Source organism: Clostridium sp. JS66 (assembly GCF_033561535.1).
In the GTDB taxonomy this organism is placed as follows: domain Bacteria; phylum Bacillota; class Clostridia; order Clostridiales; family Clostridiaceae; genus Clostridium_AM; species Clostridium_AM carboxidivorans.
In genome coordinates this window covers 802,896-818,900 of the sequence record NZ_CP131467.1, presented here as the reverse complement: position 1 = coordinate 818,900, position 16,005 = coordinate 802,896, and the positions used below count along the sequence as shown (strand labels likewise).

Annotated in this window: 14 protein-coding genes; 1 reads left to right on the top strand and 13 read right to left on the bottom strand. The window is 31.7% G+C overall.

All coding sequences use genetic code 11. The features are described 5' to 3' along the window. Window positions 1-94 precede the first annotated feature (94 nt). The 11 genes from preA to hydA all read right to left on the bottom strand — a co-directional run bounded on the left by preA (window position 95) and on the right by hydA (window position 12,374). Entirely contained in the window at window positions 95-1,333 is a 1,239-nt protein-coding gene (gene preA / locus Q6H37_RS03610) for an NAD-dependent dihydropyrimidine dehydrogenase subunit PreA (RefSeq protein WP_318739218.1), read from the bottom strand. After that, window positions 1,333-2,598, bottom strand: coding sequence for an FAD-dependent oxidoreductase (locus Q6H37_RS03605; protein WP_318739217.1), 1,266 nt, complete (start codon window positions 2,596-2,598; stop codon window positions 1,333-1,335). Before Q6H37_RS03605 ends, preA begins: the two co-directional genes overlap by 1 nt. A gap of 41 nt (window positions 2,599-2,639) precedes the next feature. Then, complete coding sequence (locus Q6H37_RS03600) at window positions 2,640-3,638, bottom strand: electron transfer flavoprotein subunit alpha/FixB family protein (RefSeq protein WP_318739216.1); 999 nt, start codon at window positions 3,636-3,638, stop codon at window positions 2,640-2,642. A gap of 14 nt (window positions 3,639-3,652) precedes the next feature. Continuing rightward, window positions 3,653-4,441, bottom strand: a complete 789-nt coding sequence (locus Q6H37_RS03595; RefSeq protein ID WP_318739215.1) for an electron transfer flavoprotein subunit beta/FixA family protein — start codon at window positions 4,439-4,441, stop codon at window positions 3,653-3,655. Between the two features lie 13 nt (window positions 4,442-4,454). Then, window positions 4,455-5,591: an acyl-CoA dehydrogenase gene (locus Q6H37_RS03590; RefSeq protein WP_318739214.1), complete on the bottom strand. Its 1,137-nt coding sequence runs from the start codon at window positions 5,589-5,591 to the stop codon at window positions 4,455-4,457. Between the two features lie 106 nt (window positions 5,592-5,697). Continuing rightward, on the bottom strand, window positions 5,698-6,093 hold the full coding sequence (locus Q6H37_RS03585; protein WP_318739213.1) for a hotdog fold domain-containing protein: 396 nt from the start codon (window positions 6,091-6,093) through the stop codon (window positions 5,698-5,700). A gap of 28 nt (window positions 6,094-6,121) precedes the next feature. After that, complete coding sequence (locus Q6H37_RS03580) at window positions 6,122-6,571, bottom strand: hotdog fold domain-containing protein (RefSeq protein ID WP_007063768.1); 450 nt, start codon at window positions 6,569-6,571, stop codon at window positions 6,122-6,124. A 35-nt stretch (window positions 6,572-6,606) separates the two neighbouring features. Beyond that, window positions 6,607-7,797 (bottom strand): CoA transferase, encoded by a 1,191-nt coding sequence (locus tag Q6H37_RS03575; RefSeq protein ID WP_318739212.1) that lies wholly within the window; start codon window positions 7,795-7,797, stop codon window positions 6,607-6,609. 251 nt (window positions 7,798-8,048) lie between these two features. Next, on the bottom strand, window positions 8,049-9,296 hold the full coding sequence (locus Q6H37_RS03570; protein WP_318739211.1) for a Zn-dependent hydrolase: 1,248 nt from the start codon (window positions 9,294-9,296) through the stop codon (window positions 8,049-8,051). Window positions 9,297-9,350: 54 nt separating this feature from the next. Further along, window positions 9,351-10,895: an NCS1 family nucleobase:cation symporter-1 gene (locus Q6H37_RS03565; protein WP_318739210.1), complete on the bottom strand. Its 1,545-nt coding sequence runs from the start codon at window positions 10,893-10,895 to the stop codon at window positions 9,351-9,353. A gap of 93 nt (window positions 10,896-10,988) precedes the next feature. Continuing rightward, window positions 10,989-12,374 carry a dihydropyrimidinase gene (gene hydA / locus Q6H37_RS03560; protein ID WP_318739209.1) on the bottom strand — a complete coding sequence of 462 codons (1,386 nt, stop codon included), beginning with the start codon at window positions 12,372-12,374 and terminating at the stop codon, window positions 10,989-10,991. A gap of 326 nt (window positions 12,375-12,700) precedes the next feature. Here hydA and Q6H37_RS03555 point away from each other — a divergent pair, with 326 nt between their 5' ends. Beyond that, window positions 12,701-13,912, top strand: a complete 1,212-nt coding sequence (locus Q6H37_RS03555) for a PucR family transcriptional regulator (RefSeq protein ID WP_318739208.1) — start codon at window positions 12,701-12,703, stop codon at window positions 13,910-13,912. Window positions 13,913-13,989: 77 nt separating this feature from the next. On the opposite strand, the gene lgt is transcribed toward Q6H37_RS03555, so the two are convergent. Next, window positions 13,990-14,769, bottom strand: a complete 780-nt coding sequence (lgt, locus tag Q6H37_RS03550) for a prolipoprotein diacylglyceryl transferase (RefSeq protein WP_318739207.1) — start codon at window positions 14,767-14,769, stop codon at window positions 13,990-13,992. Window positions 14,770-14,860: 91 nt separating this feature from the next. Further along, entirely contained in the window at window positions 14,861-15,748 is an 888-nt protein-coding gene (locus Q6H37_RS03545; protein ID WP_318739206.1) for a sulfite exporter TauE/SafE family protein, read from the bottom strand. Window positions 15,749-16,005 lie beyond the last annotated feature (257 nt).

Below are 16,005 nucleotides of genomic sequence, written 5' to 3'. Positions count from 1 at the left end.
TAATCTAACCCATAAAAAAATATATATTAGGAATTCATATAAATATTTTTAACCTGAAACTTTTTACTAAGTTTCAGGTTATTTATTTTATATATTAAAGAGAAATTTCTCTACTTTCTGCACCATTTTTAAATGTCAATTCACCTTTAGTAATACATCCTTCTATAGGGCATACTAATGAACATAAATGACATCCTACACAATTGTCCTTATTAAGTGATGGCCTTCTTTTTTCTTCATCCCATACTACTGCTTGATGTCCTCCATCATAACAAGATATATAACATCTACCACATCCAATACAATTATCCTGTTCATAATTTGGATATACTATATAATCTCTATCTAATTCTTCAGCAGAAACAATATTATTAAGGGCCGCTCCAACTAATTGATGCAACTTGTCTATTCCTTTATCCTCCATATAATAAGATAATCCACTTATCATATCCTCTACTATTCTATATCCATATTGCATTATAGCTGTAGTGACTTGAACATTACTTGCACCAAGTAATATAAATTCAAGAGCATCTTCCCAGTTTTCAATTCCACCTATTCCGCTTATAGGAACATTTTTTAGCTTTGGCTCTTTTGCTAATTGAGCTATAAATCTTAATGCTATAGGTTTTATGGCTTTTCCTGAATACCCTGATATAGATGACTTTCCATTTACTATTGGTAATCCAACAAGTTTATCCAAATCCATTCCTGTTATACATTTTATTGTATTTATAGCTGAAATACCAGTAGCACCACCTTCTATTGCTCCTATTGCAGGCATCTCCATATTTCCTATGTTAGGTGTCATCTTTGCAATAATTGGAAGATGTGTGCCTTTTCTTACTGCTGCTGAATATTTTTTAACTAATGCTGGATTTTGACCTACATCAGATCCCATAGCACTACTTGTCATTTGAGGACATGAGAAATTACATTCTATAATGTCTGCTCCTACTTCAGTAACAGATTTTGCAAGTTTAGTCCACTCTTCTTCATTTTCCCCCATTATAGAAGCTATTAGCACCTTATTAGGGTAATTTTTCTTAAGCAATCTCATTTGTTCAAGATTAAAATCTAGTGGATGCTCAGCTATCATTTCCATATTTTTAAATCCTACAAATCGTGTAGATTCCTTAGTTAATGCAGAAAAACGTGGTGAAACTTCATTTGCTATAAAAATACCAACAGTTTTGAATACTATACCGCCCCAACCAGTTTCCAATGCCTTTGCACACATATCATAATTATTTCCAACAGGTGAGGAAGATAAGAAAAATGGATTTTCACATTTTACTCCACAAAAATCTATGGATAGATCCTTTTTTTTCATTATTTTAAACCCTCCTTAACTGATGCTGCTTCACCTAATCCTGTATCTGTGTTCCTTATTTCTGTCAAATATGCATCTATTCTTTCTGCTGCCAATTTTCCTGAGCCTGCAGATTGAACAACTGTTTTATCCTTTTCAACTATATCGCCAGCTGTAAATACATCTTCCAATTTAACATCTATTATGGAATCCATATCATCAATTTCTTGCCCAACAGCCACTATAATCATATCTGCCTCAAGATCCATTGATGAATCATCAAACATGCCTTTGGCTTTAATGGCTGTTACCTTTCCTGATTTTCCTAAGATTTCAACTGGTTTAAATCCTGTAAATATAGGAATATTTAATGCACCTTGAACATACTGTCTTTCTTCAATACTTGCAGGCATTTTTTCTATAGTCCTTCTATAGACGATTTTAACATCTTCTGCACCAAGAAGTTTTGCTGTAGAAGCACAATCCATAGCTACATCTCCACCACCTATAACAACTACATGGCTGCCAACTTTTATATTACCTTTTTTTACTTTTGCTTCTGATAAGAAATCTACACCATTTATAACTCCTTCAAATTCAGTTCCATTAACATCTATACCTTTGGACTTTTGAATTCCACAAGCAAGTAAAAATGCCTTATATCCATCTTTTCTCAAACTATCTATATTTACTTGATTTCCTATTTTACAATTAGTTTTAAATTCAATTTCCAAATCTTTTAAATGATTTATTTCATTCTCAACTACCTCTTGTGGTAATCTTTTAGGTGGTATTCCATAACTTAGCCATCCACCTAAAATTTGCTTTTGTTCAAAAACTATAACTTTATACCCCTTTTGTGACAAAATAGCTGCTGCAGCAAGCCCACTTGGTCCTGAGCCTATTACTGCTACTTTTTCTTTATCTAATTTAGATTTTTCCATAACTTTCATATTACTATTTTTTTCATAATCTGTTAAATACCTCTGCAAGTCCCCTATTCTTATAGGCTTATCTATACCGCATCTACTGCAAGCACCCTCACAATATTTATCATAAGGACATACCCTAGCACATATTCCTCCTAAAGGATTATTCGTTCTTATAGTTTCTATAGCCCCTTTAAGATTTCTAAATCGAAGTGAACGTATAAACTTTCCTGGATCTGTACCTGCAGGACAAGCTTTACTGCAGGGAGCATCATAACATAATAAACATCTTGAAGCTTCTTCAATAGCCAAAAAATTAGTTAGTGTTTTTTTATTTTCTTCTAAATATCCTTCCATTTACACACTTTCCTCCCTATATATAATATTTAATTTTCCTTCTACTCCTTTTGTAATTCTTCTATTAAATTAGGTATAACTTCATACAAGTCACCAACTATACCATAGTGAGCTATTTTAAATATAGGTGCATCCTTATCCTTATTTATAGCTATAATGCAATCTGAGGAATTCATACCAGCTAAATGTTGAATAGCTCCTGATATGCCGCATGCTATATAAATTTTAGGTCTTACAGTTTTACCTGTCTGTCCTATTTGATGACATTGATCTATCCATCCAGTATCCACAGCTGCACGAGAAGCTCCAACCTCTCCACCTATGGAGTCCGCAAGTTTTTTTATAAGTTTAAACCCTTCTTTATCACCTACTCCTCTACCTCCTGACACTATAATTCTTGCATCCTCCAATGAAACTTCTTTTTTACTCTTCTTTATAACATTAATTATTTCTGTATTTTTATCTTTTTCCTTTAACTTGAAAGAAATTTTTTCTACTTTTCCTGCTCTATTGGGATTTAATTCAGCTTTTTTCATTACACCTGGTCGTACAGTTGACATTTGTGGTCTATGATAACTACAAACTATAGTTGCCATTAAGTTTCCACCAAAAGCTGGTCTTGTCATTAATAAACTACCATCTTCTTCACTTATATCTAAACCTGTACAATCTGCTGTCAAACCAGTTTCCAATCTGGCAGCAAGTCTTGGAGCTAAATCTCTACCAATAAAACTAGCACCAATTAAAAGTATTTCTGGTTTTCTATCTTGTACCATCTCATATATTATTCGCGTATATACCTCTGTGGTATATAGCTTTAAAAATTTTTCTTCTGCATATAGTACTTTGTCTGCACCATATTGTATTAATTCTTTTGACAAATTTTCTATTTTGTCACCTATTAATATAGCTGTAAGATCTACTTTTAATTTACCTGCTATTTTTCTTCCTTCCCCTAATAATTCCAATGAAACATTTGATATTTTCCCTTCTCTTTGTTCTGCAAATATCCATACCCCTTTATAATTCTTATTACTCATAAACTTACCTCCCACTACCCTACTTGCTTTTCTTTGATTTTTACCGCTAGTTTTCGAGAAGCCTCTTCGACGGTCCCTGTAATAATTTCTCCTTTAAACTTAAGTTCAGGGGTAAATGATTTTTTAACATTTGTTGGAGAACCCTTTAGCCCTATACGATCTTTATCTATCTCTATATCATTAATATTCCATAAAGTTATAAGTTTTTCTCTAAATGCATTGTATATACCTTTTATTGAAGGATACCTCGGTTCATTTAATTCTTTTATAGCTGTTAAAACTACAGGCATCCTCGTTTTAATAACATAATATCCATCTTCCATTGCTCTTTTTGCTACTATTTCATTTCCCTTTATTTGTAACTCACTAACATAAGTTATTTGAGGCACCCCAAGATGTTCTGCTATTTCTGGGCCAACTTGTGCAGTATCTCCATCTATAGCTTGCCTACCACAAAGTACTATATCGTAATTGCCTATTTTATTTATAGCAGAAGCTATTATCAAAGATGTTCCCCATGTATCTGAACCACCAAATTGCCTATCGCTCAGAAGAATAGCTTCGTCTGCACCTATAGCTAGAGCTTCTCTTAGCGCATTCTCTGCTTGAGGTGGTCCCATACTTAAAACTGTTACATTTACATCTTCAAATTTTTCTTTTATTCTCAAGGCCTCTTCTAATGCATTTTTGTAATCTGGATTTATTATGCTTGGAACTCCTTCCCTAATTAATGTCCCTTTTACAGGGTCAATTTTTACTTCATTAGTATCTGGAACTTGTTTCATACAAACTATAATCTTCACAATATATCACCTCTTATTTCAACAAGCTTCTAGAAATAACCATTCTCTGTACTTCAGAAGTACCCTCATACAGCTCAGTTATTTTAGCATCTCTCATCATTCTCTCAATTGGGTAATCCTTCATATAGCCATAACCTCCATGAAGCTGCACTGCTTTAGTCGTTACATACATAGCAGTTTCTGCAGCAAATAACTTGGCCATAGATGCTTCTTTAGTTATGGTTTTTCCATTATCTAATTTATTTGCTGCATCATACACTAGAAGTCTGGAAGCATTTATTCTTGTCTCCATATCAGCCAAATTCCATTGAAGTCCTTGAAAAGCTGCTAGCGGTTTCCCAAACTGCTCTCTTTGCTTTAAGTATTCTACGGTTTCATCCATAGCACCTTGTGCTATACCAACAGCTTGTGCTGCCATAGCTATTCTTCCTCCATCTAATGCTTGCATTGCAATTTTAAATCCCTGGCCTTCCTTTCCTAAAAGGTTTTCCTTAGGTATAATACAATCTTTAAATATAAGTTCCGAAGTAGCAGATGCTCTTATTCCCATTTTGTTTTCCTTTTTTCCTATGGAAAAACCTTTAAAGTTTTCTTCTACTATAAAAGCACTTATGCCTTTAGTTCCTTTTGTTTTATCTGTCATGGCAAGAATTATATATATACCAGCTTCTCCACCATTAGTTATAAAACATTTTTGGCCATTTAATATATAACTATCTCCTTTTAAAACAGCTTTACTATTTTGGCTGGCAGAATCTGTACCTGCATTAGGTTCAGTTAAAGCAAAGGCTCCAATCTTTTCTCCTTTTAGTAATGGCCTTAAATATTTTTCCTTTTGTGCATCTGTTCCATAATTCATTAAAATCCAGCATGGTATATTATGTACAGCAAGTATAGCTGCTGTGGATGCACATTTTTTTGCTATTTCTTCTATACACATGGCAAATACATATTCATTTTGCCCTGCACCTCCAAATTCTACAGAGAAAGGCATTCCAAGCATATTTAATTTAGCCATTTTATTTATGTTTTCTCTAGGGAATTCGCCTGTTTCATCTATTTCTGCTGCAATTGGAGCAATTTCATTTTTAGTAAATTCTCTAACTGTATTAACTATCATTTTTTGTTCCTGGGTTAAATTAAAACTCATTTGCTTGCCTCCTTCAAGTTTCACTCACAAATACTCACTCAATGATTGCTTTTATAAATAATAGGTTGGTAAATTAACTTATCAACCTATTATTTATAAACTACTTCTATTTTAATGATTCATATGTTGCTATAAATTCTGTACATAAAATTGGTTTTTCTAGTACATTTATAGCGCTTGCATCTTCTGGAATCTTAGGATTATATGCTACTTTAAAAGTTCTACACTGAATTTTTCTCTTATTTCCTTCTACTCCAATAATTCTTCCTACTAATTCAAGGTAATCTCCTGCAAAAATTGACTTATATAATCTGATATTATCAAACCCCGTACATCTTCCTTCATTACCATCATGCATAATCATAAGTCTAGTAGCAACATCACCCATTAAAGTTATTGAACGAGATCCATTTACTATACCACCAGCATAAAAAACATCTTTATCTGACATTCTTAAACGCATTTTAGTCTCGTAATTTTTATCTGTTTTTTCAAAAGCCATCTTTATACCTCCTATTATTAAATTTCAATTATTTTTCTACTTCTTCCCATGGATCTGCTACAATACCATCTGGTTGAATTCCTCTTTGAAGATTCTTTTTTACTACAAGTATTGAATAGCCTTCTCCGCATAATAAAGGAGGATCTAATAAATCCATTTCACTATCATCTGCCTCAGGTCTTCCATTTCGTTTTGCTTGAGTAGCAATTTTATATGTTTCAAGTTTAACCGTACGAGATGTATTACCTATCTTCACCATAGTTGCCTTAAAGTCTACCTGATCTCCTAAATAAAGATCGTGATAAAATTTTACATCATGATATCCTAAGCATAAGGATTCATCCCCATCATTTAAAATCATAACCTCAGTCTCAGCATCCCCCCAGATGTCTAATATTCTTCCTGCTGGAACAACAAATCCTAAATTATTTGCATCAGATGGCATCATCTTGTAGCTTAATACTGATTGATTTCTCATCTAAACATACCTCCTCAAATATTCCTTTTAAAAATTTAAATTACACCATTTTCTTTCATGCTAGCTACTTCTTCTTTGCTTATAGAAAGTTGGCCAAATATTTCTTCATTATGCTGTCCTAAAAGAGGTGCTGGAGTATCTACGCTGCCAGGAGTCCTTGACAATTTAATAGGTACTCCTTGAAAATACATGTCACCTATAAGTGGATGCTTCATACGAACCATCATTTCTCTAGCCTGAATTTGAGGATGTTCAATTGCTTCTTTCATATCTAGAACTGGTCCACAAGGAATTCCAGCTTCATCAAACATATTTTCTAATTGCTTCTTTGTTTTATCTTTAATCCAATCAGAAATTATCTCCTTTAATTCAGGATCATAATTTTTGCATCTTAAATCGTTAGTTAAGAATTTTTCGCACTGTATTAAGTCTGTCCTTCCTATTACATTACAGAACTTAGACCACAACTTGTCATTTCCAACTCCTACAGCTACATAACCATCTTTAACTTTATAAACATCAAAAGGAGCTATAGATGGATCTATATTTCCTTGTCTGTGAGGTATTTCTCCTGTCATAGTATTTATAACAATTGCATTTTCTAGAAGAGAGAATATTGTATCTAACATTGCCACATCAACAGATTGTCCTAATCCAGTTTTTTCTCTATTATAGAGAGCCATTAAAACTCCTACACATAAATATATTCCAGTAACATTATCTGCTATAGATGGCCCTACTTTAGTTGGAATCGAATCAGGAAATCCAGTTAAATTGACCATTCCTCCCATAGATTGAGCTACTATGTCATAGCAAGGTCTATTAGCAATAGGTCCATATTGTCCAAATCCTGAACCTGAGGCAAATATTATTCTACTATTTATTTCTTTTAAAACTTCATAATCTATACCCAACCTTTTCATAACACCTGGTCTATAATTTTCTACAACTACATCTGCATCTTTTACCATTTCTAAAAATATTTTTTTGCCTTCTTCAGTTTTTAAATTCAGTGTAATTCCTTTTTTATTTCTATTTAAAAAAGCATAAAATCCACTTTCCCCGCTCTTTGGATCTATTGGACCCCAAAATCTACATTGATCACCTTTTGGACTTTCAATCTTAATTACATCTGCTCCATTATCAGCTAAAAGAGTTGTACAAAAAGGACCATTATATGCATGTGTTAAATCTAATACCTTTACCCCTTCTAATGCCTTTGCCATAAAACCATCTCCCATTCCTCATATTTCCCCGTACTATATGGGAAATTAATTAATATTTTCAATTTTTTTACACCAAAATTGATATTTAAAAATAGAGATATAAACCAGAAAATTTTTTCAGCTTATATATATCTATTGAAGAGGAACAAGTTTCATTATTTTTAAAAGTTTAATGAAAACTTGTCTCCCTATAATATTGGCTTTGTTATTAATTCAAATTTAATCAATCATTTGAACTAAATAGATGTTTCTTATTTTTTGTCTGTTTTAAGAACTGCATTAAGCATTACACTTGCAGCTTTTGTACACTGTTCAACTGATGTAAATTCAGGTTCACAGTGGCTGTGTCCATCTTTGCTTGGAGCAAAGATCATAGTTGTAGGAATCATTTCAGATACAAATTGAGCATCATGTCCAGCACCACTATTGATATACTGATTTGAATATCCAAGCTCATCTACACTTTCTTTAACATATCCTACTAATTCCTTGTCATAGTATACTGTGTCTCTAGCCCAAGCTTTTTCCACTTTACATGTGCATTTTTCAATTTCCTTACCATCAAGACTCTTAACAATAGCAAGAACCTTTGCAAGAACTTTTGGATCTTCATGTCTTACATCGATTGAAAAATCAATCATATCAGGAATTACTGTATGAACACATGGATGACATACAATTTCACCAGTTGTATATACAAGGTCTTTATCACCTAATTTATCAATTTCTTCATGCAAGTAGCAAAGGGCCTTAGCTGCAGCAAACAATGCATCATGTCTTTTATACATTGGAGTAGTTCCCGCATGATCAGCCTGACCAAAGAATTTTATTCTGTAGTTGAACATACCAAGTACGCAAGTTACAACACCAATTTCGTTACCTGCGTCCTCAAGTATAGGACCCTGCTCGATATGCGTTTCAAACATAGCCATATAATCCTTAGGGTTTAACCTGTTCTTTTCTTCCCCTTTATATGGGCTAGCATCTAAAGCCTGTCCGAAAGTCTTTGTAGTATCTAATATACTCTTTGAAGCTAACATATCTTCTTTCTTAAACTTGCCACAAATAACTCCTGATGACATCATAGCAGGTGGATAAAGAGAACCTTCTTCATTTGTCCAAATCATAGCTGTAATGGAATGTCTGTGTGGAATTTTATTAGCTACAATGGTTTCTAAAACTTCCATAGCAGACATTACACCTAAAATACCATCATAGTTTCCGCCATTTTTAACAGAATCACAGTGAGATGCCATTACAATTTTCTTTAGTCCTGGCTCTGAACCTTTAATAGTTGCATACATATTAGCCATATCATCAGTTTCAATTGTAGCTCCGATTGCCTTCATTCTTTTTACAAATTCATCTCTTGCCTGATGAGCTTCAGGTGACAATGAATATCTAGTGATTCCACCATGACCTGCATCCCCAAATTTACTAAATGTAACAATCTTGTCCTCCATTCTGTCTTTACTACAAGTCAACATATCACTTTTCATTTTACACACATCCTTTTTATATTTAATTTACACTTGTGTTTTTTATAACCTATGTTACACATTCACATCATTGTTTTCATCAATTGAAGTAGTAGAAATCTTTTCCGTTATACTTTCATTTTCTTCAGGTGAAAGTATAGAAACAGTATCATTTTTCATTAAAATAGGGTAAATAATTATAGCTAATACAAACCCTACCATCCATCCACCATCAGCCAATAAACTTAAACTTGGTATAAACAACCCCATTATTGGCAATATTAAAGCTAATATCCAAGCATATATGGCCTTTACATTCAACCCTTTCTTATACCAATACCTTCCTTCAGTTGTTAAAAATAATGATTTCATGTCTACTAATTTCTTACGATGAATATAGTAGTCTGCAATATATATGCCAGCTAAAGGTCCTAAAAGTATACCGTAGGTTCCAAGCCATCCATATATATAAGAAGACGCACTAGATAAAAGTTTCCAAGGCATAATTGCTACACCTGCTACACCAGTAATAAGTGTTGCTGTTTTAAAAGATATTTTTCCTGGATTAAGATTAGAAATATCATTTGAAGTTGCTACTGCATTAGCAGCTACGTTAGTATTTGTAGTTGCTATCATTATTCCTAAACACCCTATAATTGATGCTAAAGGACTATTGATTCTTTGTATAACCTGAACTGGATCCCATATAAATTGTCCATAGAGCACTCTTGTCGCACCTGTAACAAATATACCAACAAATGAAAATCCAACCATAGTTAAAGGTAATCCAAAAAGCTGACCTCTAAATTGAGCTTTTTGACTTTTTGCAAATCTACTAAAGTCTGGTATGTTTAATGCTAATGTAGCCCAAAATGCTATATTTGCTGCTAAACTTTTTAAAAATGTTACTCCAAATGATGCTGGTTTATTAGCTACTGGCATATTAAATATATCTGAAATTCCTTTTCCCATACCAGCTACAGATGTATAAGCCCATACAACGAGTGCTAAAGATACAGTAACAAGTATAGGAACAGTCCATGATTGCATAAACTTTATAGTTTCTGGTCCTTTATGGACTATTGCTACATTTAAAGCCCAAAAACCAAAGAATGAAATCCAAAGTGATAAAGAAAAACTAGCCCATCCTGGAACAAGTGTACCTAAAATTGAATTTATAGCTTCTCCACCTATCCAGCATTGGATACCAAACCATCCTGCACCTACTATAGCTCTTGCCATAGCCGCAATGTTAGACCCCCATACACCAAAGGACAACCTTGCAAATACTGGATATGGTATTCCATATTTAGTTCCTGCATGTGAATTAAGCTGCATTGGTATTAAAACTATTAGGTTTCCAAGAGCAACATTTAAGAGAGCCTGCCACCAGGTAAGTCCTGCTGAAATAATTGAAGCTGCCATCATATATGTTGGCATGCAAATACACATACTTACCCACAATGCTGTAACATTGTAAGTAGTCCAAGTTCTTTGCTTAAGCTTTGTAGGTGCTAAATCACTATTATAGTACCTACTACTTTTTATACTTTCTATTGCAGAATCTGCCATCTCATAAAGTCCACCAAATTCTCTCTGCGGTTTAGGTTTTTTATCCATACATGCACTCTCCTTGAAAATCTATTTCTATTAAACAAACAATTATGCATAATGTTATTTCGTTAATTCACCTAATTTTAAACAATATATTTTTTATATAATTTCAGGTACGCCTCTCTTTATAAATTTTCCTCTTCCTTCTGATCCAATATACTTTCCATCCTTAGCTATAACTTCTCCTCTGGATAATGTAATTTCTGGATATCCTTTTAATTTAAATCCTTCAAATGGCGTATAATCTACATTTTCATTAAGCATACTTTGAGTTACAGTAACTTCTTTGTTTGGATCAAATATTACTAAGTCAGCATCACTACCTATAGCAATAGTTCCTTTTTGTGGATACATACCAAAGATTTTTGCTATATTGGTAGATGTTACTTCTACAAATTTTTGAAGAGTCAATTTTCTTTCTAGTACACCATAGGTATACATAAGTGGCATCCTTAATTCAACTCCAGGAGCTCCATTAGGTATTTTAGTAAAATCATTTATTCCCATTCTTTTTTGCTCCATAAAAAATGGACAGTGATCAGTAGATACAGCCTGTAATGTATTGTTTTTAAGAGCTTCCCATAAATAAGGCCAATTTCTCTTATCTCTTAAAGGTGGTGACATAACATATTTTGATCCATTAAAATCTGGTTCTTCATAGTTATCATAAGATAGCAATAAATATTGAGGACAAGTCTCACCCATAATTGGATAACCTTTTTTTCTAGCCCTTGCTATTTCAGATGCTGAAGCTTCACAACTATTATGGACTATATAAAGTGGAGTATTACATAATTCTGCTAATTTAATAGCCCTACCTGCTGCTTCTCCTTCACATAAATCTGGGCGGGAAATAGCATGATATTTTGGTTCAGTTTTTCCTTCATCCAAAAGTTTTTTAGTGTAATATTTTATTACATAATAATTTTCAGCATGCACACAAGTTAATCCACCATTGCTACTTACTTTTGTAAGCGTTTTCATTAATGTGTCATCATCTACCATCATTCCATCATAAGTCATAAATAATTTAAAACTAGAATATCCTGATTTAATTATTTCAGGTATTTCATTCATAATATCTTCATTCATGTCGGTAATTACTATATGAATTCCATAATCGATACATGCTTTATTATCAGATTTTTCTCTCCAAATTTTAGCTGTATCTTTTAAGCTTTTTCCCTTAGGTTGAACCGCAAAATCTACAATTGTAGTAGTTCCTCCACAAGCTGCAGCTTTGGTACCAGTATTAAAGTTATCACTTGAAAAAGTTCCACCAAAAGGCATATCCATATGAGTATGTGGATCTATTCCTCCTGGAAATACATATTTACCTTCAGCATCAATAACCTTATCAGCATACTTTTCCAATCCTGACCCCATTACTTCGATTTTTCCATTTACTATTCCAAGGTCAGCTTTATAGCAGTCAGAAGCAGTAACAACAGTTCCATTTTTAATTACCATATCAAGCTTTTTCACATATAACACCTCCATAAAAAATAAACTTATTAACATAAATTTACATATAAGTAAAAATAACCATGTGCCCCGATTTTTATTTTAGTCTGCTGCTATAGTTTTGTCAATATAATATTCTAAATATTCAAATTATTATGCTAACTCCTAAATCCTTCTGTCATATTGCTCAATATTATTCTAATTTTATAATTTATTTAATAATATTTAATATATAAAACGCAAAATTAATTAGGACAAATTAACTTTATCGGGTATTTTGGTCAATCAGGATAATAGTATATTTAAAATTTACAACCACATTAATACTTTTAAAGGAGAAGTAACTTATGAATGTTAGATTTGAGCAATTAATAAAATTGCCTGAACTTAAAGATTTAAAATTAGTAGGAGGAAATAAAGGCCTTTTTAAAACAGTAAGTTGGTTTCATTTTATAGAAACTTCAGATCATGTAGGATATGTGCAAAAAGATGAATTGATATTACTTACAGGCATTGGAATTCTAAATAATAATCTAAATTTTATTGAACTTATTAATAAACTAATTGAAAAAAAAGCAGCTGGTTTAATTGTGAATATAGGAAAGTATTTCAAACAAGTCCCTAATTGTGTAAAAAAAATTGCAAATGATAATGACTTTCCCGTATTCGAAATACCTTGGGAAATTAATTTATCAAAAATAACAAGAAGTATTTGTAATTATATAGTAAAGATGCATTTGGATGAGCTTGTATACGAAGATTTACTAATGAATATACTATTTTTCAACAAAACTACTTACGAAGAATTTATTGAAAAGATTTCATTATGTGAAAACAATTCCTTAAATTCATTTAGAATAATCATTGTAAAGATAGCTAATTTTGAACAATACCTATGTTCTAAAAATATTAGAGATAATGAAATGATAACCAATATTAAAGATGCTTTTTTAAGATCTGTTAATAATTCGATTTGGGATGCTAAGTGCCGACCTATAAGTTTTTTTAATAATGAATCTGTAGTCTTTCTTTTAATTAATGAAAAAGAAAAATGTATGGACTTAAAAATGTTTACAGAAAACATAATATTAAATTGTAAAAAAGTTTTTTCTGACATAAATATAAATATAGGTATTGGTAATTTATACAGCGAATTTTCTGATATAAAAAAAAGTTACATAGAAGCACAAAAAGCTCTCAAAGCAATACAATCAGAATATCATTGTGATAAAAGCATATTTTATTCAGACATAGGAGCATATAAATTACTCACGGAAATTGGAAACACAAGCCTTTTAAAAGAATATTATTATGATACTGTTGGCAAATTAGATCGATATGATATGCAAAATAATACAGATTTTTCGAAAATATTTCATACATTTCTTTTAGAAGATGGTAATTACATTAAAACAGCACAAAAACTTTATCTACACAGAAATACATTAATGTATAAAATCAATAAAATTCATGAAATTATAAGTGAACATTCATTAGGTCCAAAAGTAAAATTCCAGTATTATATAGGTTACCTTATAAAGTACATGAATAACTTTTAAATACAATTTTGATCATCTAAACTGGATTTACCATTTAGATGATCTCTACCTCATTATTTTTTATTAATACCAAACCATTATTTTAAGCTAACTTTTTTTAAATAACATTTTCTATATATAAGCAATAAAAATATAATACTAAAAGCCATACCTCCAATGCTTACTAACTGAGCCATTCTTATACCATAAAACATTAAGCTATCCGTTCTTAATCCTTCTATAAAAAATCTTCCCAAAGAGTATAAACCTACATAAGCCAAAATTACAGTTCCATTTTTTAATACTCTTCGCAGCAAATACACAAGTATTAAGCAAACACATAAATTCCAAATAGATTCATATAAAAAAGTAGGATGATAGTAATTCCCGTCTATATACATTCCCTTTTGTATAAATAAAGGAAAATGCTTTATAAATTCATAGGATACAATACCCCCATGAGCCTCTCCATTAAAAAAGTTTCCCCATCTTCCTATAGCCTGCCCCAACACTATAGAAGGTGCTGCTATATCTGCTAACTCTAAAAAGTTTATTTTTTTATATCTAGTGTAAATGAAAGCTGTAGTTAAACCAAATAATATACCTCCATGAATAGCCAAACCGCCCTGTCTTATATTAAACATATTTATAATATTGTTCTTATACTGATCAAACTCAAAAAATACATAATAAGCTCTTGCTCCTATTACAGCAAATGGGAAGGAAATTAAAAATACATCCATGATATTATCAAAATTATAATTCCTAGCTTTGCAATTTATATTTCCCAATATAAGAGCCATTATAACTCCAGTACCTATAATTACTCCATACCATCTTACATCAAAACCATTAATAGAAAAAGCTATAGGATTCATAAAATCACATCCTTATTTAGACTTTAAATACTATCATTATACATAAAAGACTTCCAATAGTATATATCCTACTGGAAGTCTTAATAATTTGTTAACCTTCAGCTCCAATTGCTATTTTTTTATTGAATCTAGCAGATTTAAACATCATAGATGAAGTATAAATTATTACACAAGTAACTACCCATTTTAGAACATTTAAAGGCAATGATTTAACAATATATGCAGCTATCAATACACCTACAGTACCTAGCACAGCTATAGACACTGAAGCCTTACTTGAATATGCTCCACTTTTTATAAATTGGTAAGATGAGAAAGGCATTAGCAATGCACAAGAACCCATCATTATAGGAAAGGCTACCTTAGGACCCATTCCCAATGCAAATACTAAAGCCATGCAAGGTGCATAAAGCCCTATTCCCACTGTCATAAGTGCTCCAAAAACAAAATTTCCTATGATTCCAATTACAAGTTTTGCTCCTGTTAAACCTGTGGCATCTCCACCCACTGGATATAAATTTAATAGTCCTGCTACCATAAGTAAAGCTACTACTACTAAAGATACTCCCATAACTACCTGAATCGTTTTCTCATTAAATCTAGAAACAATTTTAGCTCCTACAATAGCTCCTAATACTGCAGCAGCTAACATGCTAAAAAGAGTTACTGCATCTACCTTTATTACAGTCATAAATATAAGTGCTTCCGTCATTGTTGGAATAGTATTTGCTACATTCAATGTTCCTGGAAGCTTTTTATCTTCTACCATTTTTAAATTTTTGAATAAAGATGTTTCTATAGCAAAGCTTCCTATTCCCAAAGTGTCAAAAAAGTTAGCCAACATACCAATAAGACCAAACTTTATAAAATTGCCTTCTTCCAAAGTACCATCATTTTTCTTTTTAGTATAATCTTTAACAAGTACTGCTATGAATGCTAAAGCACTTATAATCATAAACCCTAGTACAATTTTTAACATAAATTTCACCTATCCTTCATTTTTTTCTATTTTTTTAGGTCTTATGTCTATTTTTTAACAGAGTACTATGATTATTTTATAATATTATTGATACTTTTTCAATATAATTAAAAAATAGATACTCTATTTTCTTATTATTACTATCAATATAACGTAAAAAGTATGCAAAATGACCATCTAGAAAGTGTTAGAAAAAAAGTTTATACTTATTCCCAAATTAGATAATTTTCTAACAAAATGGTTAAAAAGTTAATTAT

Excerpts from the sequence above, each read along its gene's own strand:
- preA (WP_318739218.1), bottom strand. The coding sequence starts at position 1,333 with ATGAAAAAAAAGGATCTATCCATAGATTTTTGTGGAGTAAAATGTGAA.
- Q6H37_RS03605 (WP_318739217.1), bottom strand. The coding sequence starts at position 2,598 with ATGGAAGGATATTTAGAAGAAAATAAAAAAACACTAACTAATTTTTTG.
- Q6H37_RS03600 (WP_318739216.1), bottom strand. The coding sequence starts at position 3,638 with ATGAGTAATAAGAATTATAAAGGGGTATGGATATTTGCAGAACAAAGA.
- Q6H37_RS03590 (WP_318739214.1), bottom strand. The coding sequence starts at position 5,591 with ATGAGTTTTAATTTAACCCAGGAACAAAAAATGATAGTTAATACAGTT.
- Q6H37_RS03585 (WP_318739213.1), bottom strand. The coding sequence starts at position 6,093 with ATGGCTTTTGAAAAAACAGATAAAAATTACGAGACTAAAATGCGTTTA.
- Q6H37_RS03580 (WP_007063768.1), bottom strand. The coding sequence starts at position 6,571 with ATGAGAAATCAATCAGTATTAAGCTACAAGATGATGCCATCTGATGCA.
- Q6H37_RS03575 (WP_318739212.1), bottom strand. The coding sequence starts at position 7,797 with ATGGCAAAGGCATTAGAAGGGGTAAAGGTATTAGATTTAACACATGCA.
- Q6H37_RS03570 (WP_318739211.1), bottom strand. The coding sequence starts at position 9,296 with ATGAAAAGTGATATGTTGACTTGTAGTAAAGACAGAATGGAGGACAAG.
- Q6H37_RS03565 (WP_318739210.1), bottom strand. The coding sequence starts at position 10,895 with ATGGATAAAAAACCTAAACCGCAGAGAGAATTTGGTGGACTTTATGAG.
- Q6H37_RS03555 (WP_318739208.1), top strand. The coding sequence starts at position 12,701 with ATGAATGTTAGATTTGAGCAATTAATAAAATTGCCTGAACTTAAAGAT.
- lgt (WP_318739207.1), bottom strand. The coding sequence starts at position 14,769 with ATGAATCCTATAGCTTTTTCTATTAATGGTTTTGATGTAAGATGGTAT.
- Q6H37_RS03545 (WP_318739206.1), bottom strand. The coding sequence starts at position 15,748 with ATGTTAAAAATTGTACTAGGGTTTATGATTATAAGTGCTTTAGCATTC.